Genomic DNA, 17195 nt, shown 5'->3' on the forward strand with positions numbered 1-17195 from the left:
TGAAACGGGATTACAGACGCGCTTCGATCATGGTTTCCAGCTTACCCTGGTCGATCGCGAAGTTACGGATCCCTTCCGCCAGCTTCTCAATCGCCATTGGGTCCTGGTTGTGATCCCACAGGAACTCTGCATGCGTCATCGGTGCCGGACGCTCTTCAGACGCCACATCAGCAGAGAGTTTCTGAACCACGTCGCCTTGTGCTTCAGACAGCTCCTGCAGCAGCTGCGGGCTGATGGTCAGGCGGTCACAGCCGGCCAGCTCCAGGATTTCACCGGTGTTACGGAAGCTTGCGCCCATCACAACCGTGTTGTAGCCCAGGGCTTTGTAGTAGTTGTAGATAGCCGTGACTGACAGCACGCCCGGATCTTCAGCAGCATCGAAGTCGCGGCCTTCTTTGGCTTTGTACCAGTCCATGATGCGGCCGACGAACGGCGAGATCAGGAAGACACCGGCTTCAGCACAGGCACGGGCCTGGGCGAACGAGAACAGCAGAGTCAGGTTACAGTTGATGCCTTCTTTTTCCAGAATCTCAGCCGCGCGGATCCCTTCCCAGGTCGACGCCAGTTTGATCAGGATGCGGTCGTTGCTGATGCCGGCATCGTTGTACATTTTGATCAGCTTGCGGGCTTTGGCCACGCTGGCTTCGGTGTCGTATGACAGGCGTGCATCCACTTCAGTGGAGATGCGGCCCGGTACCACATTGAGGATTTCTTTACCGATGTTGACCGCCAGCTTGTCCCCGGCGTCTTCGATTTGCTGTGCTTTATCGCTGCTTTGCGCTTTGGCATAAGCAATCGCATCGTCGATGAGCGGTGCGTACTGTTCAATCTCTGCGGCTTTCAGGATCAGGGAAGGGTTGGTGGTGGCATCTTGTGGTTGATATTTCTTAATCGCTTCGATGTCGCCGGTATCGGCAACAACAGTAGTGAGTGCGCGCAGCTGTTCCAGTTTGGTGCTCATATCTCTTGTCCTTTGCTGTGTTTGTACAAACCTTAAGTTTGGTCTGTGACTGTTCTTTTGAAGCCATGTCCGATGCTCTGAACATATGGATCGAAGCAAAATATTTGATGTCCCGATAATTAAATTTTTCTGTGTCGATGTCAATCGCGAAGCCCAATTCAAACGGTTTTGTCAAACATTCTTTCGGCACTGTGCAAGGGACAAAACAGGTGCTTGAAACCGCGTTATGGTTTTGGTGATCATTCAGGCTGAGATCGTAGGGGTTGATCAGCCTGAATGGATTACCCCATATCGACAGTGTGTTGCTGGCTGCGAATTTCGTGACAAAGTGCTGATAAAGCTTGTGACATCGCATCAAGTTCAGATTCCGAGGGGATCTGCGCAGATTTCAGTTGCTTCTCGACTATCATGGCACTGTGACTGATCCGCTTCGCGCAAAGACTGGCGGAGGCCCCTTTCAGGGTATGACTGAGTAACTTTGCCAGTTCCAAATCATTGTCCTGGATGGCATGGCGGATCTTCTGGTCGTAGTCCTGGTGATCATCTGCGAAAATGGTGAGGAAGTACGCAATCATATCCTTGTCCTGATCCAGCATTTCCAGCAGCTCTTTTGTGTCTATCTGTGTGATCTGATTCAAATCAAATATTGTTTGATTGGACGGTAGCTCTATGTGGTTGAGGATCGTTAAGTCGTCGTTCAGAACAGATTGTTCTCTAAAATCGGGCTGCTTGAATGTCCGCTGGCGAAGAGATGCCATGTAGTCGATACGGTGGCGAAAGCGTTGGAGCGCATCGAGTAATTTTCGTTCGTCCAGAGGTTTGGTGATCACACAGTCCACCCCGGCATCCAGCATATTTTTCTGTGTTTCCTCAAACGCATCTGCGGTGCAAGCGAAGATTGGGACAATGCAGTAAGGTTCCGGCAGGGAACGAATTCGGCGGGTTGATTCCAGACCGTCCATCACTGGCATGTGATTATCCATCAGGATCAAATCGTAGGATTGGTGCTGCATCATGTCTAATGCTTCTTGTCCATTTTCTGCCGTGTGGGTATGAAATCCCCATTGCTGAAGAAAACTTTCCATAATCAGGATGTTGAGGTGGTTATCTTCAACAACCAGCACGTGTAATCCGGCAAAGACTTCTCTGTCGATCTCTATGTTTTCGATCAGCTCTTCCTGAGGGGTGCCGGTATCAAGGCACAGGTTGACGGTCACAGATGTGCCAATGCCAGGTTCGCTGGTCAGTTCGACATTGCCGCCCATTAATTCTGCCAGCTGTTTGACAATACTCAGCCCAAGGCCGGTGCCGCCATAGCGCCGGCTGGTCGAGACTTCAGCCTGCGCGAAAGGGTCGAAAACAAGGGCGACACGCTCCGGTGCGATGCCGATGCCGGTATCTTCGGCCACAATCGTCAGTTGCTGTTGTTGCCCCCCAGTGAGCAGCGTTCGTCTCATACGGACTCTGACATGGCCTTTGTCGGTGAATTTAATGGCATTGCTGATCAGGTTAAACAGAATCTGACGGATACGGGATTTGTCGGCGTAGAACCAGGTTCCCTGGTCAAAGCCACAATCAATGTTGAACGCCAGGCCTTTTTCTTTCGCCAGTGAGTAGTAGGTACTTTCAATCGTGCCGACCAGGTCGGTAAAGCAAAAATGCGTTTTATCCAGTTTCAGCTGGCCTTGCTCAATTTTAGAGAAATCCAGAATATCGTTCAGTAAGGACATCATGTGCTTACCCGAATCGAGCAGGGTGTTCAGGTGGTGCTTTTGTTCTGCGGTCAATTGGGTTTTCAGCAACAGTTGCGACAAACCCAGCATTCCGTTCATGGGCGTGCGTATTTCATGGGACAGATTGGCCAGAAATGCCGATTTGGCTTTATCCGCCGATTTGGCTTTTTCCAGCGCCTGATTGAGGCGCTTCGTATCCGCTGAAATTTTGTCAGCCCCCTGATTGAGCGCGTCATTGAGTAACTGAAACTCATAAGGGCCTTCAAAGGAGGGGTTTGGCTGGTAATCCCCTAAGCGGAACTGGGAGGCGAAGCGAGTCAGTTTTGCAATCGGGCCGGTAATTCGCTTCGTCAGTGCGATGGCAAGTAAAAGGATGAACACGCTGATCATTGCCAGCGCAAGCAGAAGGAAATGGTGTAATTCATCAATCACACTGATGGCGCTATTTTGTGAGGTCACAGTGATCAGGGACCAGACCGGCATGCCTTCTGTGTCTTTAATCTGTGAGGGGACCACCGCTGCGATCATCGCTTCGCCATCATCCTCCTGGTAATTGATGATTCCGGGTTTGAACGGTAAGAAGGAAGACAGAGAACCTGACCCTGCTATCAGGTTGGCTTTGTAGAATTGGGTGAAATGATGGATGGCGTATTCTGTGGCATGGCTGCTCAGTAGTAATCTGCCATCAATATCGGTCAGATAGACATTGTCGCTTGGGGCAACTTCACTTCCTAACTGTTTCAGTTGCTGTTTGATGTCATCCATTTTGTATTCAATCAGCAGAAAGCCATCCGGTTGTTGCTTAATTTTTTTGGCCAGAAATACCGTGAGTTCACCATTTTTGACTCGGGGATGAGAGATATAGGTATTATTTTTGACCAGTGTTTTTTCGATAGTCTCCAAATCCGGGGCATCAATGTCATGAATGGTGAGCCCTTGACTTGAAGTCGCATTCAGATAATAGCCATCGTCTTTCTCGCGCACCTGATGCATCGCGGCAAAAGAGGAGTCAGTCTGCCCGAAGTTATGAAAAAACTGGCCGATTTCTTCTGGCGGGCGTGAAAAAACAGGGGAGTGGCTTAATAAATCCAGGTTTTTCAGTCGTAGCGTATGTGTCTGGTCCAGACTCTGGGCCACAATATTATTGCGGGCATTAATGCCGTCTGCAATTCTGTCCAGCGCGACTTCATTGAGTTTCTCACTGCTAATCCAGCCATAGATATACGCAGGAAGAATGCCCACCGCGAGCATGCTCACCAGTAAAATTGGCTTGATTCGATTGGGGACTATCCTTATCACCACATCACCTCAGAACTTTTTTGTTACTTATCAATAAAGATCACGCACTGAAGATTATATGCCAAAGTATGATTGGTAAGTGAAGTTGAGCGAACAAAATGATTGATTTGCGTGGTCTGCGGTATCGTTAAACAGAAAACAAGGCTGCTGGATTAATTCAGTAACTGTTCTAATGTCAACGGCGAAGTCATAATTCCCAATTGCTGGGCGGGTGTTAAGCCATTGCGATCTTGCCGGCACAGGTTGTGCCAGGCGCGGTAAATATCCAGCAGCGGCAGTAAACCGCCAGGTCTGGCTTTTCTTCTGGGCTCATCAACCAACTGCGCGAATTGCTGATAAAACCTTTGTTGATAGTTATCAACTTCACGGTGAGTCGCAAGCTGCAGCCATCTGGCTTCATTATCTTTTTCGCCGCCTAAATGACAGATGCCTTTGCCTATCTCACCATCGCGGGTAAATGCCCATCGGTCGCGCCACCATCCCAGCAAAACGATGTCGATACGTCCCGCTGCATTACCCTGCGGCCAATCCGGGTCTTCTTCTACATACACAGGTTCAATTGTGCCGGCACGAATTCTGTCCAGAAATACAGACAGACAAGCCGAACGCAACAGAGGCTCTTGCGGCATGAACAGCATCAGCTGAGTGTCATCACTCACTTGTTCATCGAGCTGTAAAAAATGCGCATAAACCGCATACTGAGGCCTGATCAGATTGCCTTTGACCGGGAAATGCTCAATGTGCTGATCACTGCTTGGATCTTCCAAATGCGGTCTTGATAACACTTCGCGATATTTTGCATCGACTTTCGCTAGCAAGCCCTGAGGCGCTGCCTGCGCGGTTGCCTGCACGCTGTTTTCCTGTCTGGCAAGGAATCGGGCATTCGGGCTGTAAGGATCATGCAGAGCATCGGGTGTGCCTGCCTGTTCGGGGTGATAGTTAATGTGCTGGCTGAGAACATAGCCAGAATTGGCTTCGCAACTGGCAATCCAGTAAACGCCATTAGCCGCGTGGGGCTGAAGTGGGCTGAGCGTACAAGTTAATGCCAGCTGTGAGCGGTTTTGCAGTAAACGGGTATCGAAAACCGAGAGTTGCCGGCGGCAGCGGCTGGCAATGTGATTCAGCTGGTCATAAAACGTTTTTGGATTCATACCCAGTCGCCGGCAGATATCCCGGATGGGGTGGCCGGTAAACAGCAGGGCAAGCAGCTTTTGCTGAATCTGGTGTTTAGGATTAAAACCAGACCACCGGTCGACAAAGGTCGCCTGACAATTTTTACAGCGATAACGCTGCCGATCACCACTGTAGCCAAAAGCATGATACAGGTGGCGATGGGTCAGTACGGGCAATCCCAGATTGTCACAGTCCAGATGATTGCAGGCAGGTAAGCCATGACTTTGCTGTAATTTCAGGTAACGCCATTCTGCGATGACATTATGATTGTTGATTAGGGGAGGAAAGGCGCCGCATTCTTTGCAAATGAATGCAGGACGGTTTGGATTCGTCCTCTGAATGATATAGTCGTCCGGGTTACGGGAACCAAAGTTTTGGCAATGCACGGTTTTGCAATGATTGAACTGCCAGTGCCCGCTGGCTGGCGGCAAGGCTGCAGAATGTTTTTGCTTTGTCATCATGCTTGCCACTCCCCTGGTGTACAGACTCTACCGAAATCATGTCCGGAAAAAGGTGCCGAGTCATGACTGGATACGATGACTCAGCACCCATTAGTTGGCCCAAACTGCCAGGCATAGCATTGTCGCCCGGGTAAACCCGCTTCAAATTGTGTAAGACGCCACATTTTACCAATTTTTGAGCTGCGACAGGCAAATCCCCTGATTGAGCTGACTAATCCTTGACGAAGGCCGAGCATTGGCGCCGGCCTTCAATGTACAATCCGGCCTGTATGTGACAGACCGGATCAGATGCATCAGATAGTGATCGCCGTTTCCAGCGCTACTTGCATCATCGCGTGGAATGACTTCTGACGATCTTCAGAACTCAGGTGCTCGCCACGGGTAATGTGGTCAGACACGGTCAGAATGGTCAGTGCTTTCGCACCCAGCTCAGCGGCAACACCGTAGATACCGGCAGCTTCCATGTCGACACCCAGAATGTTCAGCTTGTTCATCTTATCGAACAGGTCTGCTTCAGGGCTGTAGAACAAATCCGCAGAGAACACGTTACCGACACGTACCGGCACGTTTTGCTCACGTGCCTGGTTTACCGCTGTTTCCAGCAGGTGGAAATCGGCAATGGCGGCAAAGTCATGGTTGTTAAAACGGATGCGGTTCACTTTGGAGTCGGTGGATGCGCCCATAGCGATCACGATGTCCATCAGCTTGATGTCATCGCTCACTGTACCGCAGCTGCCGATACGGATGACGTTCTTAACACCGAAGTCTTTGATCAGTTCGTGAACATAGATAGAGCAGGACGGGATACCCATACCATGGCCCATCACAGACACTTTCTTGCCTTTATAGGTGCCTGTGTATCCAAACATGTTGCGTACATTGCAGACTTCTTTGGCATCTTCCAGATACGTTTCTGCGATCAGTTTCGCACGCAGCGGGTCACCTGGCATCAGTACTGTTTCTGCGAAATCACCAAATTCGGCATTGATATGCGGGGTAGCCATAGCGGACTCCTGACAAGTTATTCGTTTAAAAAAATTACGAGAAGAAACGTTCAACCACTGCTTGGTATGCCATACCACCCAGGTAAACACCTACGATTCCCATGATGCCAGACAGCACTGGCGGAGCGGGCAGTGGCAGTTTGACTGCACTGAAGAAAAGACCGACAACGATTCCTGCAATCGTTGCAAGCAGAATCTCGTTCATGTGTTTACCCTCTGTATGTCGTACTCAAGTGGTACGTCTTATCTGAAAAAATATCAGCACAGCAGTGGCAGACACCCAATGAGAGCCAGTGAAGAACTGTTGCTGAATCAGGGAGCCAGTCTAGTGAAGTTACCCAGTGCAACTTTTGAAGCGAGTCACATTTTATTGATTGTTCAGCCGTCGATCCAGAGTTATTTACCATATCTGTTGAAAACAGGAGGTTAATCGTTTGCGTTTTATTGTTGTATTGAGTTATTCAACATGATGAATAAAAACGAAAATTTAAGTATAAATATCTAAATAACAGTGGCTTGTGTGAATTTATGTCGCTTTTTCGCAGTTGGGTGAGATGGTTTTATTCAGGAAAAGGGTGAAAATGGGTGTAATCGATATCATTGTTTTGCGTGATGCTCTCTGGTGTGTGATACAGGAGAAAAAAACACAGAGTCAGATAAGTATCTGCTTGTTTTTTAGATGTGTTTAGTTGGCGAAAATAAGGATATAGGCTATTGATTAATTGGGCACAGTCTGCAACGACAGCTTTCACTTTTTTGCTACGAAGGAACGTTCACATGAAGAAATTGATGCTATCAGCGGCGCTTGCAATGTTAAGCCTGCCAGCCAGCGCTGAAATTTTAGGTTTATCTGTCGGGGCCAACGCGGGGGCATCCCGCCTGGAGTATGACGGTAACTCTGATTATGGGTATGAGTACGGGGTCAATGCGTCTTATCAGGTGACCAGTATTTTTAGTGTCAATGCCGGGTTAGCCATTGGTAGTGCGGAAGTGGATTCATCGTTGTCATCGGCAAAAAATGATATTGATTATACCTCTGTGCCGCTGACACTGCAGGCTGATATCCCACTGCTGGTGGGGAGTATTTATGCCAGAGCCGGCACGAACTATTACGATGTGGATCGTAAATTATCCGGCGTGACACACAAGGATGATGGCTGGGGATTTGCCGGCGGCGCCGGTTTCGTGTTGGGGATTATCCCTTTGCTGGATTTGACACTCGGCTATGAATACCGGGATATGGGAGATGTTGACAGCAACGCGATTCTTTTGAGCGTAGGATTTGGCTTGTAAACCTGGGTAAATGCTGACTACAGCAGGAAAACAGGCGTGAGATCAACACCTCTTCTGCCCGCAACCCGTATTGTGTTCTGTTCATGGGGTTGTTTATCCGGTGATCAGCCAGGATAAACAACGCCGATTGCGGCGGAGGCATTCATGACCAATTTTGAACGATATGAGAAAACCTACCGGGCTGTTTTTCTGGCGTTGTCGGAATGGGGGCCGGTGCAGGATTACTGGCAAACGAATCAGGTACGGCCGGATTGTCAGGCGTTCATTTTGCGCGGTCTGTCTCGCCTGTTACCGCTGCGACAGAATGTTTTCCGAGATGCCATTGATCCCTGGCTTGAAAATGCGCAGCAGGCACTGCAGTCTCCGGGCATGCCAGTTTCCCAATTATTGAAGAATGACACTTATCCTTTTCCGTGCCGGGTCGATATTCAGGGTAATTTTCTGCCCTGCTGGGTGTGGGGCGAGTCAAAACAACTCTTGGTGATCAGTATCATTGAGCCCAGAACCGGGCAATTTGGTTCGCCGCGAAATGTACCAGCTGAACGGTTGGTCGACAGGCACAGATGGTTTGATGCCCAGGTCATCGATGGTGAGCAGGATTGTATCAGCACAGCACAAACTCATTTTCACCAGTTCTCACAACCGGACAGGAACCGCGATGAACCCAGCGTCATTGATGCAATACGTCACCCCAATCGGCGTACTCTGAATCCTGTCCTCAGTGTCACTTTAATCGCGATGATCGTTGTGGTATTCACCTGGGTGGTGACAGCTCATCTCGGTTTTTGATCAGAGGCTGACAGATACTCAGCGTATTGATGTTAACGGGGCAGGCTAAGCCGCGCTTCACTTTAACGCTGAATTCGTTACTATGTCGCCAGATCGTCAAATCCAAGCGTTGACTCCGTAATTGTAAGGAAAACCATGCATAATCTTTCTTTGTTATCGGCTTCCGAGAAAAACCGCATTGAACTCGATAAGCAGGCGGCTTACGCCGTTTGGCAGTTAAAAAACGGCAAAGCCGGGCCTGAAGTGTTTTTGAATCAGGCAGAAAGTATTTCTGATGATGACGAACGTGCTTTCTATGAAAAAGCGGTTGAGAAATACAAAAACCAGATGGGCATTGCCTGACAGCACCTCAAGTTAACGCATGGCTTTTTTCACTGTTTTACGCCTGTTGATGGGGACCGGCATGACTTCGCTGGCCGTGAGCGCGCCGATCACAATCAACGCCATGGCAATCATGGTTTGCCCGGTGAGTGGTTCGGAAAACAGTGGAATTGCCATCAGTGCCGCTAAAACCGGCGTAAAAGCACCCAGCGCGGCACTCATTTCAGCCCCCAGCCGTGAAATGGCCAAGGTATAACACAGGCTGGAAACTATCCCGACACCGACTCCCTGAACCAGAAAATGGTACATCACTTCCTCAGTGTCCACCGACAGCAAATGAAACGTCATTGTCTGGCTGAGAAAGCCAGCCAGCAGCAGGCCACACCCGGATATTGCAATCACAGCGGCCCCTTCGATTGCTGACAGGCCAGAGACGCGCATCGCTATGGTAAACCAGGCCCAGCTCAAACTCGCCACTAACAAAATGGCATAGCCCATCAGCATACCGGGTTGCCCGCCCGCCAGTGATTTGGCAACAAAGCACACGACGCCCAGCGCGATAAACGCTAAGCCTGTCCGGCGCATCGGTGAAAGTGGTTCGCCAAAGCAGACAACGGCAATGCCAGACACAAGCAGGGGCAGAGTGCCCGGGATTAAGGAAGCGCCATCCGCAACGGGCACATAATGCAAACCGTATCCGGCGATAAACAGATAGGGTAGCCCTGCCCCCCAGCATATCAGCACTAAGTACCGCTTTGGGGTCTGAAAAATGTGCCTGGCTTTATGCCGGCACAACCAGCCAAACAGCAGGGCGGCGGGAACAAAGCGTATCAGGGCAATATCGGCGATGGTCAGATCTGACTGGCTGGAGGCCCGCAGCGAAATAAAAAAACCGGACCAGATCATTAACGTGACGGTCATGGCGAGCAGTCCGGTCAGCTTTGAGGGCGTGTGATGTTGCATCAGCGTAATCCTTGCGATTGTAGTGACTTCAGTATCCGCAAAAGCACGCGATAATAGTTGGCAAACTTAACTATCCATTTATTATTTATTGGTTAAATTTTCCAATTAAGTTCAAATTAGCGACTCATTTTACTAACTTAGTCTGAATGATGAGTAGCGAAACGACAGGGATACGGGCGTGATGGATAAAAAAGATAAGCAGATTCTGTCTGAAATACAGCGCGATGCGCGGCAAAGCACCGCTGAGATCGCCGATAAGGTGGGTCTGTCGGTGTCACCTTGTGCCAGACGGATAAAGAAGCTGGAATCAGACGGTATTATCGCCGGGTATCAGGCTACCCTGGACAGACAGAAACTGGGATTGATGATGACCTTTTTTGTCAATGTCAGCCTGAATAATCACAGGGATCAACCCATAGATGAGTTTGAACAGGTCATGTCAGGGATGGCTGAGGTGATCAGCGCGCATGTGATCTCCGGAGCCCATGATTATCTGTTAGAAGTGGTCGCCAGAGATCTGCCCCATTACGAAGCTTTCATCCGCAAGCTACAGACCCTGACCATGGTCAAAGATATTCATACAAACCTGGCAATCCGGACGGTCAAAACCGGTCAGCAATTACCTATCTAGATCAGCATATTGATGGCGCAGGTAAGAATTAGCCTGCGTTTCTTAAGCCAATCTTAAGATTTCCTTGCCAGTATACGTGCGTTTTTTAGCATTAACGTCGGCGTCATTAACCCTAAGCAAGAAAGCGCTTGAGATCACAAAATGATAATTTCATGACACAAGATGCTGGATCAATCTCATACCTGAGTTATTGCTGATTGTCGGCAAAGCAAAACTTTACTATTTTCACCCGACTTTTCGATTCATCAAAGGACTTCTATGAAACCTGGCAACACTGGGCTAGTTCGCATTGTGAAAGCAACAGGCTACTCAGTTCAAGGACTGAAAGCCGCCTGGCAGCATGAGGCGGCGATCCGACAGGAAATTATTCTGCTTGTTGTATTAACAACTATTTCATTTTTCCTGCCTGTCAGTTTTATCGAGCACATCTTGCTTGTGGCCAGTTTATTTCTGGTTGTGATCGTTGAGCTGCTCAATTCAGCGATTGAGGCTGTGGTCGACCGCGTTGGCAGCGAATTTCATGAGTTAAGTGGCCGAGCGAAAGACATCGGCTCTGCGGCTGTATTCATTTCTCTGCTGCTGACCGGCGGCATTTGGCTGGCGATTATCCTTAAGCTGTTTTGGTAATCCTTTGGCGATACCAAATATTTGGATCTCTATGTAATGCAAAAACTGAAATCTATATCCGGGGTGATGTTTCCCATCGTCCTGTTTGCTCTGCTGTCACTGATTCTGCTCAGTGTGTCCCGCCTAGTGCTTACCCTCTGGCAGGTTGATCACATTACCAGCTGGCAAGATTGGCCATCAATCCTGTTATCCGGCATCAGAGTCGATGTCTCGACACTTTGCTGGTTGTTGATTCTTCCTTCGATGCTGTTGGCATTGCTGCCGACGAAAGGCCTTCTGGGACAGATTTGGTTGTTTATTCTCCGGCTATGGCTGGTGGCCGGTTTGTGGGTGCTGGTGTACATGGAATTGGCGACCCCAAGTTTTATCAGCGAATACAATTTACGGCCGAACCGTTTGTTTCTCGAATACCTGATCTATCCGAAAGAAGTCTTCAGCATGCTGTGGGTCGGCTATAAGCTGGAACTGGCTGTCGGTCTGATTGGATCGCTGTTAACCCTGGGCCTCGGCTGGTTACTCAGTGGTTACGCTGTACGTGATTTGGCGGCTCCGCGCTGGTACTGGCGCCCTGTGCTGGCAATTGTTGTGGTGGCCCTTGGTGTGATGGGGGCGCGTTCAACTTTCCAGCACCGGCCGCTGAATCCGGCCATGGTGGCGTTTTCTACCGATCCTTTGCTCAACGATCTGACACTGAACTCCTCGTATTCAGTTATTTTTGCCGCGAAGAACATGGCCTCTGAAAAGAGCGCGGAAGAGTTTTACGGAACGATGCCGCTGGAGGACATCATTGCCACGGTGCGTGCGTCGTCTGGCCGTCCCGAAGCTTTCTTGTCAGATGACATTCCAACACTGAATACCAATCTGCCAAGTGTGACAGGGAAGAAAAACCTGGTGATCCTGCTTCAGGAAAGCCTGGGTGCACGTTTCGTCGGTGGTTTAGGTGGCTTGCCGCTCACGCCGAATCTGGATGCCCTGATGCAAGAAGGCTGGAACTTCACTCAGGTCTATGCCACAGGAACGCGCTCTGTGCGTGGTATTGAAGCCATGACAACCGGTTTTACCCCGACGCCTTCCCGCGCGGTTGTGAAGTTAAGTAAAAGCCAGACCGGGTTTTATACCATCGCTGAGCTGCTGGACCGTCAGGGATACCACACCCAGTTTATCTATGGTGGAGAAAGCCATTTTGACAATATGAAGTCTTTCTTCCTGGGCAATGGTTTTGAAGACATTGTTGATTTGCCTGATTTTGTTAATCCGAAGTTTGTTGGTTCCTGGGGCGCGTCGGATCAGGATCTGTATCAGATGGCAGACAAACAATTTACTAAGCTGCATCAAACCGGTCAGCCATTCTTCAGCCTGGTGTTCACCAGTAGTAATCACTCACCGTACGAATTCCCCGATGGTGAAATCGAACTGTATGAACAACCTGAACATACCCGCAATAACGCGGTGAAGTATTCTGATAAAGCCTTAGGCGAGTTTTTCGCCAAAGCCAAGCAATCTGAATACTGGAAAGACACGGTTTTCATTGTCATTGCCGACCATGATGCCCGTGCCGAAGGTCATGTACCGGTTCCGGTTGACCGCTTTCACATTCCGGCCGTCATTCTGGGCGGGGATATTCAGCCTCGTCAGGACGATCGCCTTGCCAGCAACATTGATATGGCCCCGACTTTGCTGTCGCTGATCGGTGCTGATAACACATCGCCTATGATTGGCCATGACATGACCAAAGAGATCGCGCCTGAATATCAGCGGGCAATGATGCAGTTTGATAAGAACTTCGGTTATCTGACGAAAGATAAGCTGGTTGTGCTGCAGCCGGGTAAAGCGCCCATTGGCTACCAGTACGACTTTACCCGGCAGACACTCACGCCGTCAGGTATTTCTGAGCAGGAATCCCAGCGTGCGCTGGCCCATGCCTTGCTGGGTGGCAAGCTCTACAGGGAAGGGCGTTATCGTCTGCCGCCGCAGACGGATCAACAAGCGATGGCAGTGAGCCACTAAATGACTGAGCCGCCTTTGAACAGGCGGCTTTTTCTTTTTGGTGATTGTGTATCACAAGGAGTAGATTGGACGCTACGGCTGAGCATCAAATTGGTGCTACGCTGAACCTGAAATGCGATTATCGGTATTCAGTCAGGGAGAGTATTTATGACAGCGGTTTGGATTATCGCCATCATTTTTGGTGCGCTTATCGTCCAGCAATATCTTCGTCAGCAGGCAAAACAGAAGGACAGTGATCGTCTTGCCAGTCAGGAGGCGGAAGCCCTGAGAGTGGAAATGGCCGAACTCAGAGAGCGGCTGACCGTACTGGAAAAGATAGTGACCGACAAGGGCTACCAGATTAAGGAAGACATAGAAAAACTGCCTTAACCGGTTAAACCACTGCCGACTGCGCCATACTGGACTGGCTCAGGTTCTGTTCCAGTTTGTCCAGCAACGGACCGGAGCGCATCAAGATCAACTCCGCTTCTTCTGAGTGAACAAATTGCCCCTGAGAGGCGGCGTTGCCCAGCTTAACGATATCAAGCAAGGCATCGGCTAAGTGTTGATTGATCACGTTTTCTTTTGCCAGTTTGTGCAGCCGCGCGGGCAGAGAATAACGGCTTGAGCGCAGATCTGGCTGATACCGGCGGACGATTTTTTCTATCTCTACCCGGAGGGCAATAAAGGCAAGGGCTGCATCCACCCCCTGATACCCGCTGGGTTGCTCGGACTCATCAATTTCAGCCGCAGCCTGCTCAACCTTTTCCAGCACGTTTTTCATTTCAACTTTGATCCCCCCTGGCAGTTCCAGCGATTTCAGGTAAGGAAATACCCAGGGCAGGGTGGCGAGTACCATCAGTACAATCGTGATGGCATCAACATCGATGGTATCGACAAACACATGGGTGTATGCCAGAACCAGAAAGACGAGGGAAAACGCGGATGCAATGATCATAACAGCCTTCCTTGCTGATAAAGTTTTACTATTTAGTGGCTTAGAACCATGTTAAATGACCGGACAGGGCGAAAAGACGTAATTTGTCAGCGGTGTTTATGAATGTAGCAGGAAAAATAATTATACGTGTTTCATATAATGGCCGGGCGTGATGCCCATAGCACTTTTGAAATGGCGGTGAAAATGGCTCTGGTCGTGAAACCCTGCTTCTGCGGCAGCATCTTTAATCGAGAGTCCGCGTTTGAGCATGTGTCGGGCCAGCCTGAGCCTGGCCTGGATCTGATAGGCGTGCGGCGGTAAACCAAATTGGCGTTTGAAGGCCCGCACCAGGCTGAAAGGGGTCATACAGGCCAGCGTTGCCAGTTCTGTCAGACTGATGGGCCATTGCGGGTACTCATCCAGAAACTCTTTCACCAGATACAGTGACTGTGCTGAACCTTTGGCCGGTTGGACATTCAGCCGGGAACCGCCATGCTTGAGTACCAGCTGTGTCAATGTCGTGTAGATCAGGGTTTCCCTGAGCAGGGTATCCTCAGAATGGTCCAGCGTATTGAACAAATGACGTAAACTGGCGGCTAATGCATCATCTTTCACCACAGACTGACGAAAGTAAGGCGCGCCGTATTCAGGCTGTCCTAAGTCCTGACTGATGTGTTCAAAATGCTGGGGCAACGGATACAGGGCGCGATAACTCCAGCCCGTTTCCGTGGCAGAGTAGCCCGTATGAATCTCGTCTGCGTTCACCAGAATAATGGTGTTTTGTGGCGCCAGATGCTCGGCGCCGTTGTGGTAAAACCCCTGGGCACCTTCGCTGATCACACCGATACAATACCCTTCGTGAGCGTGGCGGGAGAAGGTCTGCTCAATATAATCAGCATTGAGATATGCCAGGCCATCCAATTCATCCACCTGCCCGTAGGTGATCTTCGCTTTCTGCCTGCCCATGATCCTGCCTTTGAAATCCCTAGTGTTATCCGGCACTGTAACTTATTTGCCCGTGGGCTGTTTTGTACGAAATTGTCTGTTCGTGATCAACCTGTGTGGGCAAGGCGCCCTAAACCCTGTCGACTGAAATGCCTTTTTCGGCGAAATCATGCAGGCTGCTTTCTGACAGGGCTTGGTCAGTAATCACTCTGTCAAAGCTGCTGATGTCGAGCGCATGGAAGGTCGCAACTTTGCCGTACTTCGACGCGTCTGTGACCAGATAATTGGTTTTGGCTGCGGCCACAATCGCCCGTTTCACCGTGACTTTGTCTTCGCTGGGCGTCGAGATGCCGCGTTGATTCCAGGAAGACGATGAGATGAACGCCATATCCACATTCATTTCCCTTAACAAAGACACCGCTTTGTCTCCCACGCAGGATTGATTATGGCGATCCACTTTCCCGCCGGTGTGATACAGCATGCAGTCCGAGTGCGCCATCAGATACGCGGCAATGGCAAAATCATTGGTGATCACGGTCAGATCATCTCTGTGGTTCAACTGGTGCGCGATTTCCAGCGTTGTGGTTCCCGCATCCAGATAAACCGTACTGTGTGGCTTGATATAGCTGGCCGCATGTTGCCCGATTCTGGCTTTTTCATCCCGTTGCCGGGCGATTTTATCGTCGTGGGGCAGCTCAATATGAATCGATTCAGATAATTGCACGCCACCTGAGACGGACATCACCCGGCCGTCGGCCTCCAGCTTGGCAATATCACGGCGAATGGTCATGTGCGACACATCCAGATGCTGTGTCAGCTCACTGATGCTGATGACTTGTTGGTTACCTAATAAGGCCAGGATGGCCCGTTGACGTTCAGCAGGAATCATAGGTTTTTTTCGCTCACACTGATCAATAACGGCATCAAGTCTAACACGTTCATGTGTTGCTGGTGTGAATTTTTGTTAGGCGTGGTGAGAATGTGTGAAATATAACATGCTGATTTATATGGGTTAGATAAGAGAGCACGAATGGATTCACCAGAAAGATCAGATCGGATGTGTACGTGTGTGTTAATTTTTGTGACGAACTCGGCAGAATGATCCTGGGTCAGCACCTAGAATCACAAACATGAACATTAATTCACAAAATATAACAAAAGGGCCAGCACAATGAGCAAAATGCATGCTGTTGCGGTGATCGGATTGGGGTCTATGGGGATGGGCGTTGCAACGTCCTGTATCCGGGCCGGGTTTGATGTATACGGTATTGATCTGAGCGATGCGGCTCGTCAGGCACTGGCTGCTGCAGGCGCAAAGGGTACATCTGGCCAATGCACGGATTTTGCAGCTCAGCTTGATGCCGTGATTGTGCTGGTGGTCAATGCCAAGCAGGTGAACGCTGTGTTGTTTGAGTCGGGTCTGGCTGCAAGGTTAAAAGCCGGTACGCCTGTGATGGTGTGCGCCACGATTTCTGCCGATGATGCCAAAGCGATTGCAGCCAAACTGGCACAATACGACTTACGCATGCTGGATGCGCCCGTGTCGGGCGGTGCTGCCAAAGCGGCCAGCGGGGAGCTGACTGTGATGGCATCCGGTGAGCCGGCGGTATTTGACCAGTTGCAACCTGTGTTAAATGCGGTTGCGGCCAAAGTCTACAACGTGGGGCCGGAGATTGGTAAAGGCTCGACGGTGAAAATTATTCACCAGCTTTTGGCCGGCGTGCACATTGCGGTGGGCGCTGAAGCCATGGCCATGGCGGCCCGTGCTGAGATTCCGCTGGATCTGATGTACGAGGTGGTCACCAACGCAGCGGGCAATTCCTGGATGTTCGAAAACCGCATGAAGCATGTGGTAGAGGGGGATTACACCCCGACTTCTATGGTTGATATTTTTGTCAAAGATCTGGGTTTGGTGGCCGACAGCGCGAAAGCAATGCACTTCCCGCTGCCGCTTGCCAGCACCGCGCTCAATATGTTTACCGAGGCTAGCAATGCCGGCTTTGGTCAGGAAGACGACAGCGCCGTGATCAAGATTTTCTCGGGCATCACACTGCCGAAAAAGGAGCGTTAAT

Annotated in this window: 17 protein-coding genes; 8 read left to right on the plus strand and 9 right to left on the minus strand. The window is 50.1% G+C overall.

What is annotated here, in order from left to right:
* Positions 1 to 10 precede the first annotated feature (10 nt).
* The 5 genes from tal to P4S53_RS06145 form a co-directional block, all read right to left on the minus strand.
* Complete coding sequence (gene tal, locus P4S53_RS06125) at positions 11 to 961, minus strand: transaldolase (RefSeq protein WP_337111884.1); 951 nt, start codon at positions 959 to 961, stop codon at positions 11 to 13.
* Positions 962 to 1242: 281 nt separating this feature from the next.
* Positions 1243 to 3993 (minus strand): ATP-binding protein, encoded by a 2751-nt coding sequence (locus P4S53_RS06130; protein ID WP_337111885.1) that lies wholly within the window; start codon positions 3991 to 3993, stop codon positions 1243 to 1245.
* Between the two features lie 152 nt (positions 3994 to 4145).
* Entirely contained in the window at positions 4146 to 5624 is a 1479-nt protein-coding gene (locus P4S53_RS06135; RefSeq protein WP_442958643.1) for a transposase, read from the minus strand.
* Positions 5625 to 5920: 296 nt separating this feature from the next.
* Positions 5921 to 6631, minus strand: coding sequence for a purine-nucleoside phosphorylase (gene deoD / locus P4S53_RS06140; RefSeq protein WP_337111887.1), 711 nt, complete (start codon positions 6629 to 6631; stop codon positions 5921 to 5923).
* Positions 6632 to 6665: 34 nt separating this feature from the next.
* Complete coding sequence (locus P4S53_RS06145) at positions 6666 to 6836, minus strand: XapX domain-containing protein (RefSeq protein ID WP_337111888.1); 171 nt, start codon at positions 6834 to 6836, stop codon at positions 6666 to 6668.
* 572 nt (positions 6837 to 7408) lie between these two features.
* Here P4S53_RS06145 and P4S53_RS06150 point away from each other — a divergent pair.
* The 3 genes from P4S53_RS06150 to P4S53_RS06160 all read left to right on the plus strand — a co-directional run bounded on the left by P4S53_RS06150 (position 7409) and on the right by P4S53_RS06160 (position 9055).
* A complete protein-coding gene (locus tag P4S53_RS06150; RefSeq protein ID WP_337111889.1) occupies positions 7409 to 7924 on the plus strand; it encodes a porin family protein in 516 nt (171 codons plus the stop codon).
* A 144-nt stretch (positions 7925 to 8068) separates the two neighbouring features.
* Positions 8069 to 8713 (plus strand): hypothetical protein, encoded by a 645-nt coding sequence (locus P4S53_RS06155; protein ID WP_337111890.1) that lies wholly within the window; start codon positions 8069 to 8071, stop codon positions 8711 to 8713.
* Between the two features lie 135 nt (positions 8714 to 8848).
* Complete coding sequence (locus P4S53_RS06160; protein ID WP_337111891.1) at positions 8849 to 9055, plus strand: DUF3283 family protein; 207 nt, start codon at positions 8849 to 8851, stop codon at positions 9053 to 9055.
* 12 nt (positions 9056 to 9067) lie between these two features.
* Here the strand turns inward: P4S53_RS06160 and P4S53_RS06165 are convergent, their stop codons facing one another.
* On the minus strand, positions 9068 to 9997 hold the full coding sequence (locus tag P4S53_RS06165; protein ID WP_337111892.1) for a DMT family transporter: 930 nt from the start codon (positions 9995 to 9997) through the stop codon (positions 9068 to 9070).
* A 181-nt stretch (positions 9998 to 10178) separates the two neighbouring features.
* Here P4S53_RS06165 and P4S53_RS06170 point away from each other — a divergent pair, with 181 nt between their 5' ends.
* The 4 genes from P4S53_RS06170 to P4S53_RS06185 all read left to right on the plus strand — a co-directional run bounded on the left by P4S53_RS06170 (position 10179) and on the right by P4S53_RS06185 (position 13631).
* Positions 10179 to 10628: an Lrp/AsnC family transcriptional regulator gene (locus tag P4S53_RS06170; RefSeq protein WP_337111893.1), complete on the plus strand. Its 450-nt coding sequence runs from the start codon at positions 10179 to 10181 to the stop codon at positions 10626 to 10628.
* A 258-nt stretch (positions 10629 to 10886) separates the two neighbouring features.
* Positions 10887 to 11255, plus strand: coding sequence for a diacylglycerol kinase (locus P4S53_RS06175; protein WP_337111894.1), 369 nt, complete (start codon positions 10887 to 10889; stop codon positions 11253 to 11255).
* A gap of 36 nt (positions 11256 to 11291) precedes the next feature.
* Positions 11292 to 13262 (plus strand): LTA synthase family protein, encoded by a 1971-nt coding sequence (locus P4S53_RS06180; protein ID WP_337111895.1) that lies wholly within the window; start codon positions 11292 to 11294, stop codon positions 13260 to 13262.
* Positions 13263 to 13409: 147 nt separating this feature from the next.
* A complete protein-coding gene (locus P4S53_RS06185; RefSeq protein WP_337111896.1) occupies positions 13410 to 13631 on the plus strand; it encodes a hypothetical protein in 222 nt (73 codons plus the stop codon).
* A gap of 4 nt (positions 13632 to 13635) precedes the next feature.
* On the opposite strand, the gene P4S53_RS06190 is transcribed toward P4S53_RS06185, so the two are convergent.
* The 3 genes from P4S53_RS06190 to P4S53_RS06200 form a co-directional block, all read right to left on the minus strand.
* Positions 13636 to 14199 carry a DUF4145 domain-containing protein gene (locus tag P4S53_RS06190; RefSeq protein ID WP_337111897.1) on the minus strand — a complete coding sequence of 188 codons (564 nt, stop codon included), beginning with the start codon at positions 14197 to 14199 and terminating at the stop codon, positions 13636 to 13638.
* Positions 14200 to 14319: 120 nt separating this feature from the next.
* Entirely contained in the window at positions 14320 to 15144 is an 825-nt protein-coding gene (locus P4S53_RS06195; protein ID WP_337111898.1) for a helix-turn-helix transcriptional regulator, read from the minus strand.
* Positions 15145 to 15253: 109 nt separating this feature from the next.
* Positions 15254 to 16012 carry a DeoR/GlpR family DNA-binding transcription regulator gene (locus tag P4S53_RS06200; RefSeq protein ID WP_337111899.1) on the minus strand — a complete coding sequence of 253 codons (759 nt, stop codon included), beginning with the start codon at positions 16010 to 16012 and terminating at the stop codon, positions 15254 to 15256.
* A gap of 282 nt (positions 16013 to 16294) precedes the next feature.
* On the opposite strand from P4S53_RS06200, the gene ltnD reads away from it, so the two are divergent.
* Positions 16295 to 17194, plus strand: a complete 900-nt coding sequence (gene ltnD / locus P4S53_RS06205; protein ID WP_337111900.1) for an L-threonate dehydrogenase — start codon at positions 16295 to 16297, stop codon at positions 17192 to 17194.
* Position 17195: the final 1 nt, after the last annotated feature.

Source organism: Photobacterium sp. Hal280 (genome assembly GCF_037162255.1).
GTDB lineage: Bacteria > Pseudomonadota > Gammaproteobacteria > Enterobacterales > Vibrionaceae > Photobacterium.

Excerpts from the sequence above, each read along its gene's own strand:
- tal (WP_337111884.1), bottom strand. The coding sequence starts at position 961 with ATGAGCACCAAACTGGAACAGCTGCGCGCACTCACTACTGTTGTTGCC.
- P4S53_RS06135 (WP_442958643.1), bottom strand. The coding sequence starts at position 5,624 with ATGACAAAGCAAAAACATTCTGCAGCCTTGCCGCCAGCCAGCGGGCAC.
- deoD (WP_337111887.1), bottom strand. The coding sequence starts at position 6,631 with ATGGCTACCCCGCATATCAATGCCGAATTTGGTGATTTCGCAGAAACA.
- P4S53_RS06145 (WP_337111888.1), bottom strand. The coding sequence starts at position 6,836 with ATGAACGAGATTCTGCTTGCAACGATTGCAGGAATCGTTGTCGGTCTT.
- P4S53_RS06150 (WP_337111889.1), top strand. The coding sequence starts at position 7,409 with ATGAAGAAATTGATGCTATCAGCGGCGCTTGCAATGTTAAGCCTGCCA.
- P4S53_RS06155 (WP_337111890.1), top strand. The coding sequence starts at position 8,069 with ATGACCAATTTTGAACGATATGAGAAAACCTACCGGGCTGTTTTTCTG.
- P4S53_RS06160 (WP_337111891.1), top strand. The coding sequence starts at position 8,849 with ATGCATAATCTTTCTTTGTTATCGGCTTCCGAGAAAAACCGCATTGAA.
- P4S53_RS06165 (WP_337111892.1), bottom strand. The coding sequence starts at position 9,997 with ATGCAACATCACACGCCCTCAAAGCTGACCGGACTGCTCGCCATGACC.
- P4S53_RS06170 (WP_337111893.1), top strand. The coding sequence starts at position 10,179 with ATGGATAAAAAAGATAAGCAGATTCTGTCTGAAATACAGCGCGATGCG.
- P4S53_RS06175 (WP_337111894.1), top strand. The coding sequence starts at position 10,887 with ATGAAACCTGGCAACACTGGGCTAGTTCGCATTGTGAAAGCAACAGGC.
- P4S53_RS06180 (WP_337111895.1), top strand. The coding sequence starts at position 11,292 with ATGCAAAAACTGAAATCTATATCCGGGGTGATGTTTCCCATCGTCCTG.
- P4S53_RS06185 (WP_337111896.1), top strand. The coding sequence starts at position 13,410 with ATGACAGCGGTTTGGATTATCGCCATCATTTTTGGTGCGCTTATCGTC.
- P4S53_RS06190 (WP_337111897.1), bottom strand. The coding sequence starts at position 14,199 with ATGATCATTGCATCCGCGTTTTCCCTCGTCTTTCTGGTTCTGGCATAC.
- P4S53_RS06195 (WP_337111898.1), bottom strand. The coding sequence starts at position 15,144 with ATGGGCAGGCAGAAAGCGAAGATCACCTACGGGCAGGTGGATGAATTG.
- P4S53_RS06200 (WP_337111899.1), bottom strand. The coding sequence starts at position 16,012 with ATGATTCCTGCTGAACGTCAACGGGCCATCCTGGCCTTATTAGGTAAC.
- ltnD (WP_337111900.1), top strand. The coding sequence starts at position 16,295 with ATGAGCAAAATGCATGCTGTTGCGGTGATCGGATTGGGGTCTATGGGG.